At 36.3% G+C, this 17,395-nt stretch carries 20 protein-coding genes and 1 pseudogene; 8 read left to right on the top strand and 13 right to left on the bottom strand.

Translation table 11 applies throughout. The features are described from left to right. Positions 1 to 10 precede the first annotated feature (10 nt). The gene (locus I6L50_RS12460) at positions 11 to 196 is read right to left on the bottom strand and encodes a hypothetical protein (protein ID WP_002064286.1); all 186 of its coding nucleotides are present in this window, start codon (positions 194 to 196) and stop codon (positions 11 to 13) included. Positions 197 to 358: 162 nt separating this feature from the next. Further along, entirely contained in the window at positions 359 to 718 is a 360-nt protein-coding gene (locus tag I6L50_RS12455) for a DUF1360 domain-containing protein (protein WP_000899658.1), read from the bottom strand. A gap of 124 nt (positions 719 to 842) precedes the next feature. Between I6L50_RS12455 and exsY the strand changes: the two genes are divergently transcribed. Continuing rightward, a complete protein-coding gene (gene exsY / locus I6L50_RS12450) occupies positions 843 to 1,307 on the top strand; it encodes an exosporium assembly protein ExsY (protein ID WP_002135000.1) in 465 nt (154 codons plus the stop codon). A 48-nt stretch (positions 1,308 to 1,355) separates the two neighbouring features. On the opposite strand, the gene I6L50_RS12445 is transcribed toward exsY, so the two are convergent. The 10 genes from I6L50_RS12445 to I6L50_RS12400 form a co-directional block, all read right to left on the bottom strand. Next, positions 1,356 to 1,874 carry a CotO family spore coat protein gene (locus I6L50_RS12445; protein WP_195743474.1) on the bottom strand — a complete coding sequence of 173 codons (519 nt, stop codon included), beginning with the start codon at positions 1,872 to 1,874 and terminating at the stop codon, positions 1,356 to 1,358. A 147-nt stretch (positions 1,875 to 2,021) separates the two neighbouring features. After that, complete coding sequence (fabI, locus tag I6L50_RS12440) at positions 2,022 to 2,792, bottom strand: enoyl-ACP reductase FabI (RefSeq protein ID WP_002011384.1); 771 nt, start codon at positions 2,790 to 2,792, stop codon at positions 2,022 to 2,024. A gap of 110 nt (positions 2,793 to 2,902) precedes the next feature. Further along, entirely contained in the window at positions 2,903 to 3,757 is an 855-nt protein-coding gene (gene rfbD / locus I6L50_RS12435; RefSeq protein WP_002134996.1) for a dTDP-4-dehydrorhamnose reductase, read from the bottom strand. Positions 3,758 to 3,768: 11 nt separating this feature from the next. Next, positions 3,769 to 4,740: a dTDP-glucose 4,6-dehydratase gene (gene rfbB, locus I6L50_RS12430; RefSeq protein WP_219301726.1), complete on the bottom strand. Its 972-nt coding sequence runs from the start codon at positions 4,738 to 4,740 to the stop codon at positions 3,769 to 3,771. Between the two features lie 15 nt (positions 4,741 to 4,755). Continuing rightward, a complete protein-coding gene (gene rfbC / locus I6L50_RS12425) occupies positions 4,756 to 5,301 on the bottom strand; it encodes a dTDP-4-dehydrorhamnose 3,5-epimerase (RefSeq protein ID WP_002134993.1) in 546 nt (181 codons plus the stop codon). 8 nt (positions 5,302 to 5,309) lie between these two features. Then, a complete protein-coding gene (locus I6L50_RS12420) occupies positions 5,310 to 6,047 on the bottom strand; it encodes a sugar phosphate nucleotidyltransferase (RefSeq protein WP_002030415.1) in 738 nt (245 codons plus the stop codon). Between the two features lie 14 nt (positions 6,048 to 6,061). Then, on the bottom strand, positions 6,062 to 6,742 hold the full coding sequence (locus I6L50_RS12415; protein WP_219301725.1) for a glycosyltransferase family protein: 681 nt from the start codon (positions 6,740 to 6,742) through the stop codon (positions 6,062 to 6,064). Between the two features lie 11 nt (positions 6,743 to 6,753). Further along, positions 6,754 to 7,440, bottom strand: coding sequence for a glycosyltransferase family protein (locus tag I6L50_RS12410; protein WP_219301724.1), 687 nt, complete (start codon positions 7,438 to 7,440; stop codon positions 6,754 to 6,756). Next, positions 7,437 to 8,126, bottom strand: a complete 690-nt coding sequence (locus I6L50_RS12405; RefSeq protein WP_219301723.1) for a class I SAM-dependent methyltransferase — start codon at positions 8,124 to 8,126, stop codon at positions 7,437 to 7,439. Before I6L50_RS12405 ends, I6L50_RS12410 begins: the two co-directional genes overlap by 4 nt. 155 nt (positions 8,127 to 8,281) lie before the next feature. Next, positions 8,282 to 9,379, bottom strand: coding sequence for a glycosyltransferase (locus I6L50_RS12400; protein WP_219301722.1), 1,098 nt, complete (start codon positions 9,377 to 9,379; stop codon positions 8,282 to 8,284). A gap of 165 nt (positions 9,380 to 9,544) precedes the next feature. Here I6L50_RS12400 and I6L50_RS12395 point away from each other — a divergent pair, with 165 nt between their 5' ends. From I6L50_RS12395 to I6L50_RS12365, 7 genes and pseudogenes are all read left to right on the top strand, one after another. After that, positions 9,545 to 10,240 (top strand): BclA C-terminal domain-containing protein, encoded by a 696-nt coding sequence (locus I6L50_RS12395; protein WP_219301721.1) that lies wholly within the window; start codon positions 9,545 to 9,547, stop codon positions 10,238 to 10,240. A gap of 122 nt (positions 10,241 to 10,362) precedes the next feature. Next, on the top strand, positions 10,363 to 11,208 hold the full coding sequence (locus I6L50_RS12390; RefSeq protein ID WP_219301720.1) for a TylF/MycF family methyltransferase: 846 nt from the start codon (positions 10,363 to 10,365) through the stop codon (positions 11,206 to 11,208). A 224-nt stretch (positions 11,209 to 11,432) separates the two neighbouring features. Continuing rightward, complete coding sequence (locus I6L50_RS12385; RefSeq protein WP_002134979.1) at positions 11,433 to 12,191, top strand: class I SAM-dependent methyltransferase; 759 nt, start codon at positions 11,433 to 11,435, stop codon at positions 12,189 to 12,191. 6 nt (positions 12,192 to 12,197) lie between these two features. After that, entirely contained in the window at positions 12,198 to 13,124 is a 927-nt protein-coding gene (locus I6L50_RS12380) for a glycosyltransferase family 2 protein (protein WP_002134977.1), read from the top strand. 130 nt (positions 13,125 to 13,254) lie between these two features. Next, complete coding sequence (locus I6L50_RS12375; RefSeq protein ID WP_002030401.1) at positions 13,255 to 14,415, top strand: FtsW/RodA/SpoVE family cell cycle protein; 1,161 nt, start codon at positions 13,255 to 13,257, stop codon at positions 14,413 to 14,415. A gap of 79 nt (positions 14,416 to 14,494) precedes the next feature. After that, positions 14,495 to 15,136 (top strand): annotated as a pseudogene (prpE, locus tag I6L50_RS12370) (bis(5'-nucleosyl)-tetraphosphatase PrpE); the annotation flags it as partial. Beyond that, complete coding sequence (locus I6L50_RS12365; protein ID WP_219303693.1) at positions 15,133 to 16,446, top strand: peptidase G2 autoproteolytic cleavage domain-containing protein; 1,314 nt, start codon at positions 15,133 to 15,135, stop codon at positions 16,444 to 16,446. The pseudogene prpE and the gene I6L50_RS12365, both read left to right, overlap by 4 nt. 45 nt (positions 16,447 to 16,491) lie before the next feature. On the opposite strand, the gene I6L50_RS12360 is transcribed toward I6L50_RS12365, so the two are convergent. Then, a complete protein-coding gene (locus I6L50_RS12360) occupies positions 16,492 to 17,385 on the bottom strand; it encodes an RluA family pseudouridine synthase (RefSeq protein ID WP_219301718.1) in 894 nt (297 codons plus the stop codon). Between the last annotated feature and the right edge of the window lie 10 nt (positions 17,386 to 17,395).

Raw genomic sequence — 17,395 nt, 5'->3', positions numbered from 1 at the left:
CATGAGTGTTTCATTCTTCATATTGTTTTATTTTATTTTTCTTTTTCCCACAGTTGCATCCCTTTTTTTTCACAAACCCTTGTTGCTGTAACTGTTCTTGATATGCCTGTTGGTGTGCTTGTTGCTGTTGCTGTATGTTATACCACTGCTGTAGATCATATGAATTTTGCCTTGGATTATTGCTCACAGCAAACATCTCCTCTACTGTCAATTCTGTCTATTTACTATATGAACAACTCCTTATTTCCGTTCCCGCATCCTCTTAAACTCCGCTTTTTCTAACATCATGAAGATTTATCACGATTGGTGCGGGCTAATAACAAGCGGGCAATGCCCTACTGATTAAAGTTTCACTTTATTATTCTCCCATAAAATATCCTGTAATTGTTTCAATGATCGCTGCTGCACCTGCAATGGCTAATAATGCTAGTACAGGCTCTGCAACAATAGGAATCCATTTATATAAAACTAATAAAAAAGCACTAACCCACACACCTGTACACCAATAGCAGCTTAATAATTCTCCAATCCACTTTCTTAATCCTTTCCCTTTCACCTTTGTAAAAGTCGATACACTTCCATCAGGCTCTGTAATCTCTAACTCATCAATAAACGGTCTTCGCAAAAAAGCTGTAATTTTATCATAAACAATAAGACGAGTTAACCTAAATGCAGCTAGCGCAAAAATAAAAAATAAAAGCCAGCTTGTAAATAACATAATTCCACCTTCCCTATCCTCTTTAGCCTATTTAAAAAAAAAGGTCTTAAGATTGTGACCAAATCTCCCCCACTCCAATATCTTATTAATGTAAATACAAACAAGAAGATAAGGAGTGACATTAATGAGTTGTAACGAAAATAAACACCATAGCTCTTCTCACTGCGTAGTTGACGTCGTAAAATTCATCAATGAACTACAAGATTGCTCTAGTTCAACATGTGGTTCTGGTTGTGAAATTCCCTTTTTAGGAGCACACAATACAGCAGCAGTAGCAAATACACGCCCTTTTATTTTATACACAAAAGCTGGAACGCCATTTGAAGCATTTGCACCATCTGCAAGCCTTACTAGCTGCCAATCTCCAATTTTCCGTGTAGAAAGCGTAGATGACGATAGCTGTGCTGTCCTACGTGTGTTAACTGTAGTATTAGGTGATGGGTCTCCTGTACCACCTGGCGACGATCCAATTTGTACGTTTTTAGCTGTACCAAATGCAAGATTAATCTCGACATCTACTTGCATTACTGTTGATTTAAGCTGCTTCTGTGCTATTCAGTGCTTACGCGACGTTTCTATAGTTAAGTAAACTAAAAAACTATTGGGGTGGTAGAAGCTTTCTACCACCTTTACATATTTAAAAACCGGCCATATCAATCGTTTTGATGTCTTCTATAGATAATCGAATATCTCTCATACTATTTGGTGGCATAATGGATACAATGCCATTACGGTAAGATATAATCGATCCTATATATGAGACGGTAGTCGTTCTTATTCTACATCTTACTTTCGGAATGTAATGAGGACGATTTAATAAAAAATGAATTTTTTCTTCATTATTCATATCCTTAAAGGATTTATTGTAAGGGACCGTTCTCACTTGCTCTTCCTCTACTTTTTCTTCCACCTCCACTTGAGGCTCCTCTCGTGGTTCTTGTTTCTCTTGTTCTACCACTTCTTCCACAGCACTACTTACAATACTTTCATTTCTATTACTTTGCTCTTTTTGATCCTCATCTTCAAAATTCGTTAAAATAATTCTTTTTATTTTCGGTGCAGCGAGTTCTAAATTTACTTGTGCAATATATAACAACGGTTTTCCAACTGTTGAACTTTTATTTTTATTCTTCACACTCGTCCCTCCCACTTCCATACGTAGCTGGATAAATCGTGTACTATTATAGTTATATTCATAACGTGGCTAGAACTTTCGTTAAAAATCGTTCTTTCTGGGAACAATTAAAAAGGACAGTCTCAACGTTTAGAGACTGTCCTTTTTAAACTTTAATTCCTATTATATTTATCCTAAAATATGATATCCTGAATCAACATGAATGTTTTCACCTGTTACTCCGCGTGCTAAATCACTGAATAAGAATACTGCTGTATCTCCAACTTCTTCTGGAGTCGTCGCACGACGAAGTGGTGCGCGCTCCTCAATTTCTTTTAAGATTGAGTTAAAGTCGCCTACACCTTTCGCAGATAACGTACGAATTGGTCCTGCAGAAATAGCATTAACGCGAATGCCATGTTGTCCTAAATCGTTCGCTAAATATTTCACGCTAGCTTCTAATGAAGCTTTCGCAACACCCATAACGTTATAGTTTTTCACAACGCGCTCGCCGCCAAGGTATGTTAAAGTTAAAATATTTCCGCCTTCTGTCATCACTTTCTTCGCTTCTCTTGCTACAGCTGTTAAAGAGAATGCACTAATATTTTGTGCAAGTAAAAATCCATCGCGAGAAGTATCTACAAATTCGCCTTTTAAATCATCACGATTTGCAAAAGCAATACAGTGTGCAACACCGTGAATTGTACCAACTTCTTGCTTAATAGTTTCAAAGCAAGCTGTAAGTTCCTCATCATTCGTTACATCACAAGGTAATACAAGTGATTCTTGTCCTTCTAATGTTTCCGCTAGTTCACGAACGTTTCTTTCTAAACGCTCTCCTGCATATGTGAATATTAATTTTGCACCTGCATTATGCAAAGAGCGAGCAATTCCCCATGCAATACTTCTTTGGTTCGCAACGCCCATAACAACAAATGTTTTCCCTTGTAATAGTTCCATGATATATCCTCCCAGAAATACTTATACTTGTTATTAGTACCTGATACTATAATTATAGTACCATAAAACCTCTTAAAGGCAAACAAAAAAGTCACTAACATAAATTTTTGTTAATGACTTTTTGTTTCTATAAAAAACCTTTCTAATCCTTCTTCCCAAGTAGGCATTTGTAAAAAACCATTTAATCGTAGCATGTTATGTTGAAAGATAGAATATTTTGGTCTCGCAGCCGCCGATCCGAATTCTTCAGTTGAAACAGGTAATACATTCACTTTCATATTTGCATACGAAAATATTTTTTGGGCAAATTCAAACCAAGAACATGATCCTCTATTGGATACGTGATACGTACCGTATAAAGAAGTGTGAATGAGCTTATTAATCATCATATTTAAATCTGCCACGTACGTAGGAGAGCCAATTTGATCCGCTACAACAGATATGTTTTCTCTCTCTTTTCCTAATCGTAGCATCGTTTTCACAAAATTATTTCCATACTTACCATACAACCACGATGTACGAACTATAAAATATTTATTATGTAACTCTTTTACGAACTGCTCTCCTGCAAATTTAGAAGCTCCATATATATTTATCGGTGCTGGATTATGAAATTCATGATAGCCATCCGGTTTGTCACCTGGAAATACATAATCGGTACTGACATACACTAACTTAGCCCCTACTAATTGTGAAGCAACCGCTATATTTCGAGCTCCAATCGCATTTATTAAGTAAGCAAGATCCTGTTCTTTCTCAGCACCATCTACCTTCGTATACGCTGCACAATGAACAATTGTATGTGGCTTTATTTCTTGTACCACTTGCTTAATTCGGGATATATTTGTTACATCTAATAACTTTTTATCAAATGGATATATGTCATATTCCTCAGAATTCAACTCTTCTTGTAGTTGCTTCCCTAGCTGACCGTTCGCTCCCGTTATGATAATCCGTTCTTTCATCTACATGCCCCTTACTTTTCTTTTAGTGGTTTCCACCAGTCCACATTGTTTTTATACCATTCCACCGTTTCTTTTAATCCTTGTTCGAACGTATACTTCGGTTCCCATTCAAACTCATTCTTCATTTTTTGTGCATCAATCGCATAACGACGGTCGTGACCTAAACGGTCTGTTACAAATTCAATATCTTTTTTCGTTTTTCCTAAAAGTTTTATAATTTGTTCCACAACATCTACATTTATTTTTTCGTTATTCCCGCCGATATTATATACCTCTCCTACACATCCCTTATGCAAAACGGTGTCAATTGCACTACAATGATCCGTTACATGCAGCCAATCCCTTACATTCAATCCATCACCATATAATGGTAGTTTCTTTCCTTCAAGCGCATTCGTAACCATTAACGGAATTAATTTCTCAGGATATTGGTACGGTCCGTAGTTATTAGAACAACGCGTTATAATAACTGGTAATTGATACGTTTCATAATAAGATAAGGCTATCATGTCGCTACTCGCTTTACTTGAAGAATACGGACTATTTGGAGCTAACGGGGTTTCCTCAGTAAACTTTCCTGTTTTCCCTAAAGAACCGTATACTTCATCTGTTGATACTTGCACGAGTTTAATATGTGAATATTTTTTCACTAACTCCAACAGCGTGACTGTACCTATTACATTCGTATCATAAAAAGGAATTGGGTTTTCAATACTACGATCCACATGTGATTCAGCTGCGAAATTTACAATTACTTGCACGTCACGTTCCTTAACAACATGTTCCAGCAGCTCTCCATTTTGGATTTTCCCTTTTACAAATGAGTAGTTAGGATTTTCTTGAATAGACTTTACATTATTTAAATTCCCGCTATATGTTAATGCATCGTAATTAATGATTTTATATGTTTCATAGTTTTTTAACATATAGTGAATGAAATTACTTCCAATAAATCCAGCTCCACCTGTAACTAATATATTCATAAACAACTCTCCTACTTAAAAACTATCTTCATATTCCTGAAGTAATGGTAATATTCGATCCTTATCGGACAAGATAGGATTTGTTACCGGCCATGGAATTGATAATTCTTTATCTTCCCAAAGCAAACCGGAATCGTGATCAGCACTATAATACTCATCTACTTTATACATAACAATTGTATGAGGTACAATTGTACAAAAACCATGAGCAAATCCTTTCGGCACTAATAATTGCCTATGATTATCTGCGCTTAAAATATAACCTCTCCACTTTTTAAATGTAGGTGAATCTTTTCGCAAATCAACGATAACATCATATATTGCACCTTGCATAACTTGAATGAGTTTCGTTTGTGCTTTCGGATTTTTTTGAAAGTGTAGCCCTCGAATCGTCCCCGAATGCGCTGAATAAGATACGTTATCTTGCACAAATGAATGCGTAATCCCTAACGATTCTAGCATCTTCTTATTATAACTTTCAGTAAAAAATCCTCGCTCGTCTTCAAACAATCTCGGTTCTAACAATTTCGCATCGGTAAAATTTGTTTCTACAACTTTCATATTTTCACCTATTCTCCATTAAACTGTTTCCCAAAGTTTATATCCCGCGCTAACGTATTCGCTCTTTGAAGAGAAGCATGCGTTCCCGCATCAGTCCACCAGCCGCTCATTTCATTATAAGTAAGTACTCCTCGTTTTAAATACCAATTATTTATATCTGTAATTTCAAGTTCCCCTCTTGCGGAAGGTTTTAATTCTTTTATATAAGAAAAGACTTTCGAATCATACAAATAAATTCCCGTAACAGCATAAGAACTTTTCGGCTCATTCGGCTTTTCTTCAATTCCAATTATTTTTCGGCCTTGAATATGCGCTACACCAAATCGCTCGGGATCTTCTACAGATTGAAGCAGCACTTTAGCCCCTTCTTTTTGACTTGTAAACTCTTCAACATACGGGCAAATATCATCTGAAAAGATATTATCTCCTAATATAACTACCATCCGATCATTTCCTACGAAATCTTCACAAAGTCCTAGCGCCTGCGCAATCCCGCCCGCCTTATCTTGCACACGATACGTAAAGGATACACCAAACTCTTGACCACTTCCTAGGAAGCTCACAACATCTCCCATATGCTCTTTACCGGTAATAATCATAATATCTGTAATTTCACATCGTTTCAGCTTATATACCGCATGATAAATCATCGGATACCGCCCAACGGGAAGTAAATGTTTATTTGTTACTTTCGTTATTGGATATAATCTCGACCCTGTCCCGCCTGCTAAAATAATCCCTTTCATCCTTCATCTCTCCCTTATGATGGAGATAGTACATCTTTATAATGTTCCACAAAAATTTCCCGGTATTTCTCATATGTATCCGCATCAAACTCATCTCCGTTGTAATGAATACACCATAGATTTGCTTGATTAGGGATACCAATTAAATATCCAGCCTTTTGAAATTCTAAAGACTGTGACACATCATAGAAATGGAATCCTTGAAACAAATCCTCTCGCCACGGAATATCATACTGCGTTGCCATGAGTAAACCATCGATTGCTTGCATTGACATAAAAGATTGATTTCCATAAAACCCCTGATCCGAATTTAATAATTGATAATTCTGTCTTCTATATTCAATCACTTTCCCTACTAAATTTTTCCCTTCCCACCATATCCCGTTACTCGGTAAAAACTGAGCACCAGCTACTCCAATTAAACCAAGCTTTTCATTTTCTTTAAAAAGAGAAATAAGTGTATGAAACATATCACGATTAATAAGGTAAGTATCTTGATGTATATATACTTTATATTTCGCCGGATATGAAAGTGCTCGATTGTACGCACTTGCCATACTTTTCGCATCTCGTATCGGAAAAATTTGTACTATATAGCCAGGGGGAACAAAAATGTTTCTTATTTGTCTCTCACATTGCTCGAAAAGCTCTTCATTATTTACACAAACAACGACTAATATTGTATGATTTTTCATTTTCTAGCCCTCTATTCTTCCTTATTCACATCTGACATATAGTTCTCTACAAATACTTTTCTATACTTTTCATAGTTCGTCATATTCACATCAAAATGATAATGAATACACCAAGCATCACGCTGCACAGGGACACCGACTGTATACCCAGCTTTTTTAAATTCAAAAGATTGGGATACATCATAAAAATCAAACCCATCAAATAAGTCCTCTCGCCACGGAATATCATATTGTGTCGCCATCAATAAACCGTCAATACATTCCACAGGAATAAACGTTTTTGATTCATGAAATGGTTGCTCTAAACTAGCCATATAAAATAACTCGTTCATGTAACCAATTACTTTCCCAACTATCCCTCTTCCTTCGTTCCATACACCGTGCGGGGGAACATACTGGGCTCCAACCATCCCAATCATCCCAAGATGCTCGTGTTCCGTAAATAATTGAATTAATCCAAATAAAAAAGCCCCATTTACAATAAAAACATCTTGGTGTAAATACACTTTATATTTCGCTGGATTCGAAAGTGCTTGATTGTATCCACTCGTCATACTTTTTGCACCGCGAATCGGCATGAATTGTACACTATATCCTGGAGGTACTGCCAATTTCAATATATGTCTCACGCATTGTGCATACAATTTCGAATCATTTACACATGTCACCATCAAAATCGTTCTATCAGGATTATTCATAGTTGTGATTTTTCTGCTTCAATAATATATTGAAATACAACTGTCTCAGCCATGAAGCCACTTCCAAGACGATACTTTTTACAAATTCCATATAACTCTTCAATAAGTGGCTCATATATTTTATGATCAACATATACACGATCTACTTTACTAATAGAATATCCTGCTTTTAAAAACATTCTTAGCATTTCATTAAATGTAAAGAAACGAATATGTGTTTTATCTAACAAACCATATTCTGTATACGTCCAATTTCCAGCTAATAAAGGAGCTAACACTGAAATGTGAGCAACGTTCGGTATGCTAGCTAAAATAACTCCATTTTGTTTAATATAAGGTTTTACTTTTTCTATGACAGCCCACGGATCAAATAAATGCTCTAATACATCCCCGAATATGACACAATCAAATTGTTCCTTCTCATAAGGAAGATCCATTGTTTCTATATCACCTAAAATAACATGATCTAGTTTTTCTTTCGCTTTTTCGGCAGCCTCTGGGAACGCCTCAATTCCTGATACACGTGCTCCATTTTCTTTTATAGCAGCTCCTAATGCACCGCTCGAGCAGCCAATATCAAGAACTTCTTGCCATTCCTTTTTTATATGCTTTAATAAATTAGGGTTTATCGCGTTATAATAATGTTCAGCTTTTTCTTCGTATAAAGAACTTTTCTCCCGATTCATTTCACACACTCCTTATGCAAATTGAATTTGAAATATAAATAAAATACATTCTACAAAGGATGCCATCTCTATTGGTTGCATTACCGATACTCTAATATATAGCCAATCTACTATCGTTAGAATAGCGACAAGTCATTTCCTAAAAATAGAACAAATCACATTTTATATTGTTTATCATAGACGCCTCTAAAATATTTACGGTTATATTCAATCGCAGCATTATTCGGAACATAAGAAGCTGCTAATTCATTATAATAATAAGCTTTATCTTGATCTCCTAATCTGCTATAACAAATACACATTTGCAAATATGGAATCCACGTATAACTAGCCGGACTGTGAAAAGGACTATCCTCTGCTAGCGGCACTTCAGTTGCTAGCTTAAACCAAAATATCGCTTCATTATACTTTTGTTGTTCCATATATACATATCCTATTCTTGTACAATTCTCTCCCCTAGGAATACCATAACGAAACGACTTCGTACAAGATTCAACTGCCTTCTCCCAGTCTCCTAACTTCGCATAACAATCCCCTAACTTACCACATGCATAAATTTTCTCTTCATGCCAGCCTTCCTCTTGATTAAGAAATGTTTCATACAGAAGAATCGCATCGTCATATTTTTGATTATCCATAGATTCATTACCGTAATAAAATAAATCTCTCGGGCTTAATTCTTCTCCAGCTGCTACAGCATTTTGAAAAATTTTTAAATTACGATTCGTTACTTCTTTTTCCTTTTTATGTGTAATAGCGACATTACTATTGTAAATCTCACCAGAAACAGCTAAATACTCATGTACCTTTCCAAACCATTGAAATTGTTTTTCACGCTTTACAAGTCGATATCTTCTTGTGCAATATAAAGGTTTCCCATTAGAATCCATTACAAGATAATAAGGCATAGAAACAGCGTCAACTTTACCATCTAACTCTCGTTTTAATGTTTTCAGTAATTCTTGAGCATCCTCTAATAAAACATCATCCGCATCTAGCCATAATATATATTCTTGCGTTGCTTTTGAAAAAGCAAAATTTCTAGCTGCCGCAAAATCATCAACCCACGGAAAATCGTGTATGTTAGAAGTGTATTTTGCTACAATTTCCTTCGTTCGATCAGTGGATCCTGTATCAACTACAATAATTTCATCAACAATTTTTTCTACCGCGTCCAAACATCGATCTATTGTATTTTCCTCATCTCGAACAATCATACATAGACTAATTGTAATTCCTTGCTTGTTCAACATAATCACCCTCTTCCAACTCAATCATATGTTATACATACAATAAACTTTCCATTTTTTTAACTTGTTCAAGCTATTTAAGATTTCTTTTCAATAATTCAAATGTCCGTGTCATTTTCTTACGGTTTTGCATCTACTATATAATGAAAGCTTTATGGAGGTGAATTTATGTCAAATAATAATTATTCAGATGGCTTAAATCCCGATGAATCCTTATCAGCTAGTGCATTTGATCCTAATCTTGTAGGACCGACTTTACCGCCAATACCGCCGTTTACCCTTCCTACCGGGCCGACTGGACCAACTGGGCCGACCGGACCGACTGGTACAGGTGCCACTGGTGCCACTGGGCCGACTGGACCGACCGGACCGACTGGGCCAGCTGGTGCTACTGGATCCACTGGTGCTACTGGGCCGACTGGTGCTACTGGACCAACCGGGCCGACTGGACCATCTGGATTAGGACTTCCGGCAGGATTGTACGCATTTAACTCTGCTGCAATTAGCATATCTCTTGGATTTAATGACCCAGTACCATTTAACACTGTTGGATCTCAGTTTGGTACAGCAATTTCTCAATTAGATGCTGATACTTTCATCATAAGTGAAACTGGATTCTATAAGATTACTGTTATCGCATATACTGCATTAGTAAGTGTATTAGGTGGCCTTTCAATTCAAGTGAATGGTGTTAATATTCCTGGCTCTGGAACAAGTTTAATCTCACTTGGAGCACCTATCGTTATCCAAGCAATTACACAAATTACAATAACTCCATCGATGGTTGAAGCGGTTGTTACAGGACTTGGATTATCGTTAGCTCTTGGTACGAGTGCATCAATTATCATTGAAAAAATCGCTTAATTTTTTCCTTAGCAGTAAAACTGATATTAGTTTTACTGCTTTTTCAATTATGAATTCAATCATGAAACTTTCACTGTCTACATAATCATATTGTTGTATGACATTTCGCAGGAGGCATCTATATGGAAAATAAATCTGCTGTCCGGCTTTATCTCGAGTTGTTAAAGAAAACAATTCTGTTTGAAATATGGCTAGAGTATGAGCCATATTTACCTGCTTCGTTACATATATCTAAGGAACTTCCATATGAACCAGTTACCATACCACTTCCTTTATTCATTAAGCAATATGCTGAAAACCATAACTTGAAAATTGTGAAACCAGATGTTTTAAAAAGTGAACGTCAAGACGGAATGGATTGGCCAAGAGCAGCACACAGTATGATCGGCCGGGAACGCATGAATCAATTACATGAAGCATTAGAAACAGTTGTCCGTGAAAATATAGAAGGTGATTTTATTGAAACAGGTGTGTGGCGCGGGGGATCGTGCATTTTTATGAATGGTTTTTTACAAGCAAACAACATTACTGATCGCAATGTATGGGTTGCCGATTCATTTGAGGGCCTCCCAACACCAAATATAGAACAATACCCGAGAGATTTCGGCGATTACTTACACGGCTTTGATTATTTACGTGTTTCTTTAGAACAAGTACAAGAAAACTTTAGAAAATACGATTTATTAAATGACCAGGTAAAGTTTTTAAAAGGTTGGTTTAAAGATACTTTACCGTCAGCACCGATAGAAAAAATTGCGATTGCTCGCCTTGACGGTGATATGTATGAATCAACGATGGATGGTCTCGTAAACTTATACGATAAAGTTTCTAAGGGCGGCTATATAATTATCGATGACTATGGGCTACCACCATGTGCTGAGGCTGTGACAGACTTTAGAAATCAAAGAAACTTAAAAGCTCCTATTACTAAAATTGATGTATTCGGGGTTTATTGGCGAAAAGAATAGGGCGAAACTTTATTCAGTTAGGGTTTCTCCATCTCACACTAATTATTAGCCTTCGCCAATAGCATGATAAATAAAAACAAAAGCTCCCATTACTATTTCCAGTTGTTCTAGGGAGCTTTTTACATATCACAACAGTTCTAATATCGTTTCCCCTCCCACTATAAAATGTTAGCTGCATATTAAAAATGTTGGTTCCCTATTTACTACAAGGAAGGAGTGAAATTATGAGCGAGCTTGAAAAAAAAATTGCATTAATCCCACCTCCCGAACTCGTCCAATATGTAGGTGGCGACTTTCAAAAGGTTGGAAAAGAATTCATAAAGCATTTTATTCAAATTGGTAGTTTAAAATCCAATGAAACAGTGTTAGATGTAGGTTGTGGTGTCGGTCGAATGGCGGTTCCATTAATGAATTACTTAGGTGATGATGGAGCTTATTATGGATTTGATTTATTTAAAGATGGCATTACATGGTGCAAAAATAATATTTCAGCTGCCCGTAGCAATTTTCATTTTGAACACGTTGATATATATAATCAATTCTACAACCCAGAAGGAAAAGAAGATGCTTCTCAATACAAATTTCCATATGAAGACGATTCATTCGATTTTGTTTTTTTAACTTCTGTATTTACCCATCTCCTTCCGAAAGAATTAGAACATTACGTATCTGAGATTGTACGTGTTCTAAAAAAAGATGGGAGATGTTTTATTACCTTCTTTCTCATTAACCCTGAATCATCCTATTACTTAAATTCAGGGCTAAGTACATTAGGTTTTTATCATCAAATTGAAAATTGTTATGTTGTGAATAAAGATATTCCTAATTTTGCAGTTGCCTATCCTGAAGAAGATATCCGCATCTTATTAAATAAATATGGCTTAGAGGTAATTAATAAACCGCATTATGGTTTATGGTGCGGCAGAAATGAGTATACAAGTTATCAAGATATCGTTCTTACAAAAAAAGCTTCTGAAAGGTAGTTTCGTATGAATAATGAAAAAAAGCCACCTCTCGTTTCCATCCTTATTCCCACTTATAATCGACCACATTATTTCAAAATTGCTCTAGAAAGTGCATTAGCACAAACTTATCCAAACATTGAAATTATTATAGGAGACGATAGTACAAATGATGAAACAGAAATCTTAATAAATGAACAGTATTTACCTAATTATAAAAACATAACATACATTCGAAATACCACTACTTTAGGACAATTTCATAACGATCTTATGCTCTTAGAGAAATCTAATGGGGAGTATATAAATTTTTTAATGGACGATGATGTGTTTTATAATCATAAAATACAAAAAATGATGGCTTATTTTGAGCAAGACACAAATAAAAATCTCGCTCTTATAACTTCTTATCGAGTACGTATTGATGATCACGGGAATTTAATTGGAGATGCTCATCCAACACAAAGATTATATAGCGAAGACATTCAATTAAACGGAATATTTTTAGGCGACTGGATGTTAAAAGGTGGACATAACATTATCGGTGAGCCTACAACTATTCTGTTTAGAAAACAGTTACTCACTGAACCTTTCGGCACGCTAAAAGGAAGGCACTATTCTTGTAGTGTCGATATGGCATCATGGATTTCCTTACTTTCTAAAGGAAACGCAGTATACATATCCGAACCTTTAAGCCAATTTCGCTACCATACTGGGCAACAAATACACAGCAAGCTCCTTGAAGGATCTGAGGATTTTACGCACCTCGTTATAACTTCAAAAGAATACGGATTTTTACAAGATAATACAGATTATAGACTAGGTCTAATTAGCGCTTATAAATGGTGTAAAAATTCCTTAGAATATTATAGCCAGCTACCAAACCTCATTCCAGATACACATGTACGTCTTTCCCATTGTTTGGACATAATTATAAAAGAGCTACATCATTAGTCTATTCTGCGAAAATAAAATGTGTGAGCTTTACGTGAATAATGCGTATAGTTCATACATTCTTTTTAAACTATGTGATGCACCAACTAAAACCCACTAATATAGAGAGCAGTAGAAAGGAATTCATACAGTGAAAGATCCGAACACTCAATATCAAATAGACTACATATTAATATTCATTTTATTTGCCATTGGGATTGTTAGCTGCTTTGCTATCGCAAGTGCACAAGCTTCTTTACCACCATTTTTACAAAACGTAAATTTTGTATTAAAACAAATCCAATGGTATGCCATTGGATTTATCGCCATTGGTGTTATTATGGTTATTGATTTCGATCGCTATAAACAAATTGCTTGGTATTTATATAGCTTTGCACTCATACTTCTAATTGGCCTAGAGCTTCAAGTTCCTGGCGCCGTTACAATTAAAGGGGCTACCGCGTGGTACAGACTTCCAGGCATCGGAAACTTTCAGCCTTCTGAAATTATGAAATTATTTTTGATTATCGTCGTTGGACGAATTATAGCGAATCATAATGAAAAATACCTTTTTCGGACAACTCGTGAAGATTTCATTTTACTTTTAAAAATATTTGCAGCTAGTTTACCTCCACTACTTCTAATCGCAAAAGAACCTGATTTAGGAAACACAATGGTCATTTCAGCGATGCTTGCAACAATGGTTTTAGTTTCTGGTATACGTTGGCGCTTTATCCTCGGATTAACCTCCGGTATTTTCGCCATAGGCTCTACCTTAACATATATTTATTTCACGCATACAGAGTTCTTTAAAGAGCACATTCTAAAAGAATATCAATTAAATCGCTTCTATGGTTGGCTTGCACCTTATGAATATGACGCACAAGGATACCAATTAAGACAAGCATTTTTAGCTACCGGATCAGGAGAGATGCAAGGAAAAGGATGGGAAAATAGACAAGTATATTTTCCAGAGCCACATACAGATTTTATTTTTACAAATATCGCTGAACAATTCGGTTTTCTAGGAGCAAGTGTTATTATTTCATTTTTTTTCTTACTCATTTACCGAATGATCCATATCGCTTTAGAAAGCAATGAACCTTTCGGTAGTTATATTTGCGCTGGCACAATTGGAATGTTTACGTTCCAAGTATTCCAAAATATTGGGATGACAATTGGTTTACTCCCTATTACAGGAATAACGTTACCGCTTATGAGCTACGGCGGGAGTTCACTGCTCACATATATGGTTGCTATTGGATTTATTTTAAACGTACGCTCAAGAACTAAAATCTTTATGTTTAAATGAACCATATCGAAAAACGGTATGGTTTTTTTCTATGTCCATTTTAGATATACTAATGAAAAAATGAGCTGGAGGTTTAAATATGAAATATGACATTATAGGTGATATTCACGGATGCTTCCAAGAGTTTCAAGATTTAACAACGAAACTAGGGTATAGCTGGGATAGTGGTATCCCAATTCATAACGCAAAACGAAGGCTTGCATTCGTTGGTGATATTACAGACCGAGGTCCTCATTCATTACGGATGATTGAAATTGTATGGGAGCTCGTAATAAATAGAAAAGATGCTTACTATGCTCCAGGGAATCACTGTAATAAACTGTATCGTTTCTTCCTTGGACGTAATGTTACAATCGCTCATGGGCTCGAAACAACTGTTGCAGAATATGAAGCATTGCCTTCTAATAAGCAACAAATAATAAAAGAAAAATTCATTACTCTTTACGAACAATCACCGCTATATCACATACTGGATGAAAAAAAATTAACCGTCTGTCACGCTGGTATTCGGCAAGATTACATAGGAAGACAAGATAAAAAAGTACAAACCTTTGTACTATATGGTGATATTACAGGCGAAAAACACCCTGACGGCTCACCTGTCCGCCGAGATTGGGCGAAAGAGTATAAGGGTGAAACATGGATTGTTTATGGACATACACCTGTCAATGAACCTCGCTTTGTGAATCATACAGTCAATATTGATACTGGTGCAGTATTCGAGCTGCAGCTATAGAAGAAATAGAAGAACAAGAGTCATCAAAAAAAAGCAAACCGAGAGAAAAATATATCTCTTTAGAAAATGCTGTTATGAGGCGAATTATAGATAGCAGGAAAATAAAAGCAAAACAAAAAAAGAAGCTCGCTTCTAATAATGATGAACCTGTGCTTAATTCGGAAAAGATACAAGAAAATATAGAAGAAAACATTCCTGCAGCAATAAAGGAAAAAGTACAACCAGAAATTCCAGCTACTATTATAAATCAAGTAAAAAAAATAAAAGAAGCATTAATCTCGGGCAACGATGTACAAATAGAAGGATCCGCCCCTATTCAGGCTCCTGTACCTACACCTATAAAAAAAGAAAATAACAAAGGAGCTCGTCACGCATATAAAGAAGGACTTCACTCTAAAGCTGATGGAATCGCTTCACATGCAGAAGGGCTTCTTACACATGCAACGGGTCCCTTTTCTCATGCAGAAGGGACAAAAACAAAGGCAACTGGACATAGTTCGCATAGCGAAGGAAGTGAAACGACAGCAGGCGGCTCTTATTCTCATGCAGAAGGAAAACATGCAATTGCTTTGGGAGAAGCAGCACATGCAGAAGGAACCGCAACTATCGCTAACGGATTCTCATCTCATGCGGAAGGAAATCATACATCAACAGCTAATTTTGCAGGCAGCCATATTATGGGGAAATTTGGTACAGCAGAAGAAGCTTATTCCTGGTTTATCGCAAATGGGACAAATGACACTGATTATAATATAGGTGCCAAATGGCTTGCCCATAACGGAGAAATGTATATCGATGGTGCTTCTTACAATGCAGGTGGTACTGATTTTGCACAAATGTTTGAGGCAGCAGATCATAGCCCTATTGATATCGGCTATTTCATTACATTTAGTAGCGAAGAAAAAATTCGAAAAGCTACTTCAAATGATACATTCATATTAGGCATATCCAGCGCTACTCCTGCTCTCATAGGAAATAGCGGTGCCTTAAGTTGGCAAAAACGCTATGAAACAGACAGCTTCGGAAAACGTCAATATACACGTACTAACAAACAAGAAATACAACCCCTTTTAAATATAGAATGGGATCCAGCTTGTAAGTATATATCAAGAAGAGACCGTACTGAGTGGCTTCCTGTCGGATTAATTGGACAAATGTTAGTACGTGATGACGGCACTTGCGAAACACACGGATATTGTCGTCCAAATGATGACGGCATTGCCACAAAAGCTGAAAGTGGCTTTTTCGTTATAAAACGTACTGGTGAAAATCAAATTTTAATATTATTTCGCTAAAAAAAGGGAACAAAATTCTTTTTATGATAAGAATTTTGTTCCCTTTTAATTGTTATGTAAAGCGTATTGCATATCCTCTGGGATACTTACGGTAAAAGTCATTCCCTTTTCTAAAATAGGATGATAAAACGTCAAAGATGTACTATGCAGCGCTTGACGTTTTATCACATCTCTTCGGCCACCGTATAGATCATCCCCAAGTAGCGGATGTCCTATATATGCCATATGTACACGAATTTGATGTGTTCTTCCCGTCTCGAGCTCAAGCGCTACATGCGTCTTATCGGAAGAACTCTCCATCACTCTAAAATGAGTAACAGCTCTTTGACCATCTTCACAGACAGTTCGCTCGATAATACTATCCGATTTTCGTCCGATTGGCGCGTCAATCGTTCCTACTTCTTCTAAAATAGTCCCATGAACGATTGCCTCATACGTTCGTTTCACCCCTTTTTGTTGATGCTGCTTCGATAAAAGGTGGTGAACGAATCTATTTTTCGCAATTAACATAAGCCCTGAAGTATCACGGTCTAACCTCGTCACAATGTGCACCGTACTTGCAAGATTTTGTTTATCATAATGATATAAAAGAGCGTTTGCAATACTTCCTGACGGGTGCTCCCTAGACGGAATCGTCGACATATTTGCTTCTTTATTTATAACAAGAACCGCATCATCTTCATATACGATACATAAAGGGATCTCTTCCACTTCCATCCCTTCACTTCTTTCCTCCACTGGAAAAAAGATTTGTAACTCTTCACCAGCTTGTAACTTGTGACGAACACTTGTGTGTTGACCGTTTACTTCAATTGCTCCCCCGCGGAACTTTATATCCGTTAAAGCAGCTTTCGAAATCCCTTTTGTTTTCAAAAATTCTCTAACTAAAGTTCCCTCTTCAGCCAGCCCTATATCCCATTTCAATGTAAATCTGTTCAAATATATAAAC

The sequence above is a fragment of the Bacillus sp. FDAARGOS_1420 genome, assembly GCF_019344915.1.
Lineage (GTDB): Bacteria > Bacillota > Bacilli > Bacillales > Bacillaceae_G > Bacillus_A > Bacillus_A mycoides.
This window is presented reverse-complemented; position numbering and strand designations above follow the sequence as displayed.

Excerpts from the sequence above, each read along its gene's own strand:
- I6L50_RS12460 (WP_002064286.1), bottom strand. The coding sequence starts at position 196 with ATGTTTGCTGTGAGCAATAATCCAAGGCAAAATTCATATGATCTACAG.
- I6L50_RS12455 (WP_000899658.1), bottom strand. The coding sequence starts at position 718 with ATGTTATTTACAAGCTGGCTTTTATTTTTTATTTTTGCGCTAGCTGCA.
- exsY (WP_002135000.1), top strand. The coding sequence starts at position 843 with ATGAGTTGTAACGAAAATAAACACCATAGCTCTTCTCACTGCGTAGTT.
- I6L50_RS12445 (WP_195743474.1), bottom strand. The coding sequence starts at position 1,874 with ATGGAAGTGGGAGGGACGAGTGTGAAGAATAAAAATAAAAGTTCAACA.
- fabI (WP_002011384.1), bottom strand. The coding sequence starts at position 2,792 with ATGGAACTATTACAAGGGAAAACATTTGTTGTTATGGGCGTTGCGAAC.
- rfbD (WP_002134996.1), bottom strand. The coding sequence starts at position 3,757 with ATGAAAGAACGGATTATCATAACGGGAGCGAACGGTCAGCTAGGGAAG.
- rfbB (WP_219301726.1), bottom strand. The coding sequence starts at position 4,740 with ATGAATATATTAGTTACAGGTGGAGCTGGATTTATTGGAAGTAATTTC.
- rfbC (WP_002134993.1), bottom strand. The coding sequence starts at position 5,301 with ATGAAAGTTGTAGAAACAAATTTTACCGATGCGAAATTGTTAGAACCG.
- I6L50_RS12420 (WP_002030415.1), bottom strand. The coding sequence starts at position 6,047 with ATGAAAGGGATTATTTTAGCAGGCGGGACAGGGTCGAGATTATATCCA.
- I6L50_RS12415 (WP_219301725.1), bottom strand. The coding sequence starts at position 6,742 with ATGAAAAATCATACAATATTAGTCGTTGTTTGTGTAAATAATGAAGAG.
- I6L50_RS12410 (WP_219301724.1), bottom strand. The coding sequence starts at position 7,440 with ATGAATAATCCTGATAGAACGATTTTGATGGTGACATGTGTAAATGAT.
- I6L50_RS12405 (WP_219301723.1), bottom strand. The coding sequence starts at position 8,126 with ATGAATCGGGAGAAAAGTTCTTTATACGAAGAAAAAGCTGAACATTAT.
- I6L50_RS12400 (WP_219301722.1), bottom strand. The coding sequence starts at position 9,379 with ATGTTGAACAAGCAAGGAATTACAATTAGTCTATGTATGATTGTTCGA.
- I6L50_RS12395 (WP_219301721.1), top strand. The coding sequence starts at position 9,545 with ATGTCAAATAATAATTATTCAGATGGCTTAAATCCCGATGAATCCTTA.
- I6L50_RS12390 (WP_219301720.1), top strand. The coding sequence starts at position 10,363 with ATGGAAAATAAATCTGCTGTCCGGCTTTATCTCGAGTTGTTAAAGAAA.
- I6L50_RS12385 (WP_002134979.1), top strand. The coding sequence starts at position 11,433 with ATGAGCGAGCTTGAAAAAAAAATTGCATTAATCCCACCTCCCGAACTC.
- I6L50_RS12380 (WP_002134977.1), top strand. The coding sequence starts at position 12,198 with ATGAATAATGAAAAAAAGCCACCTCTCGTTTCCATCCTTATTCCCACT.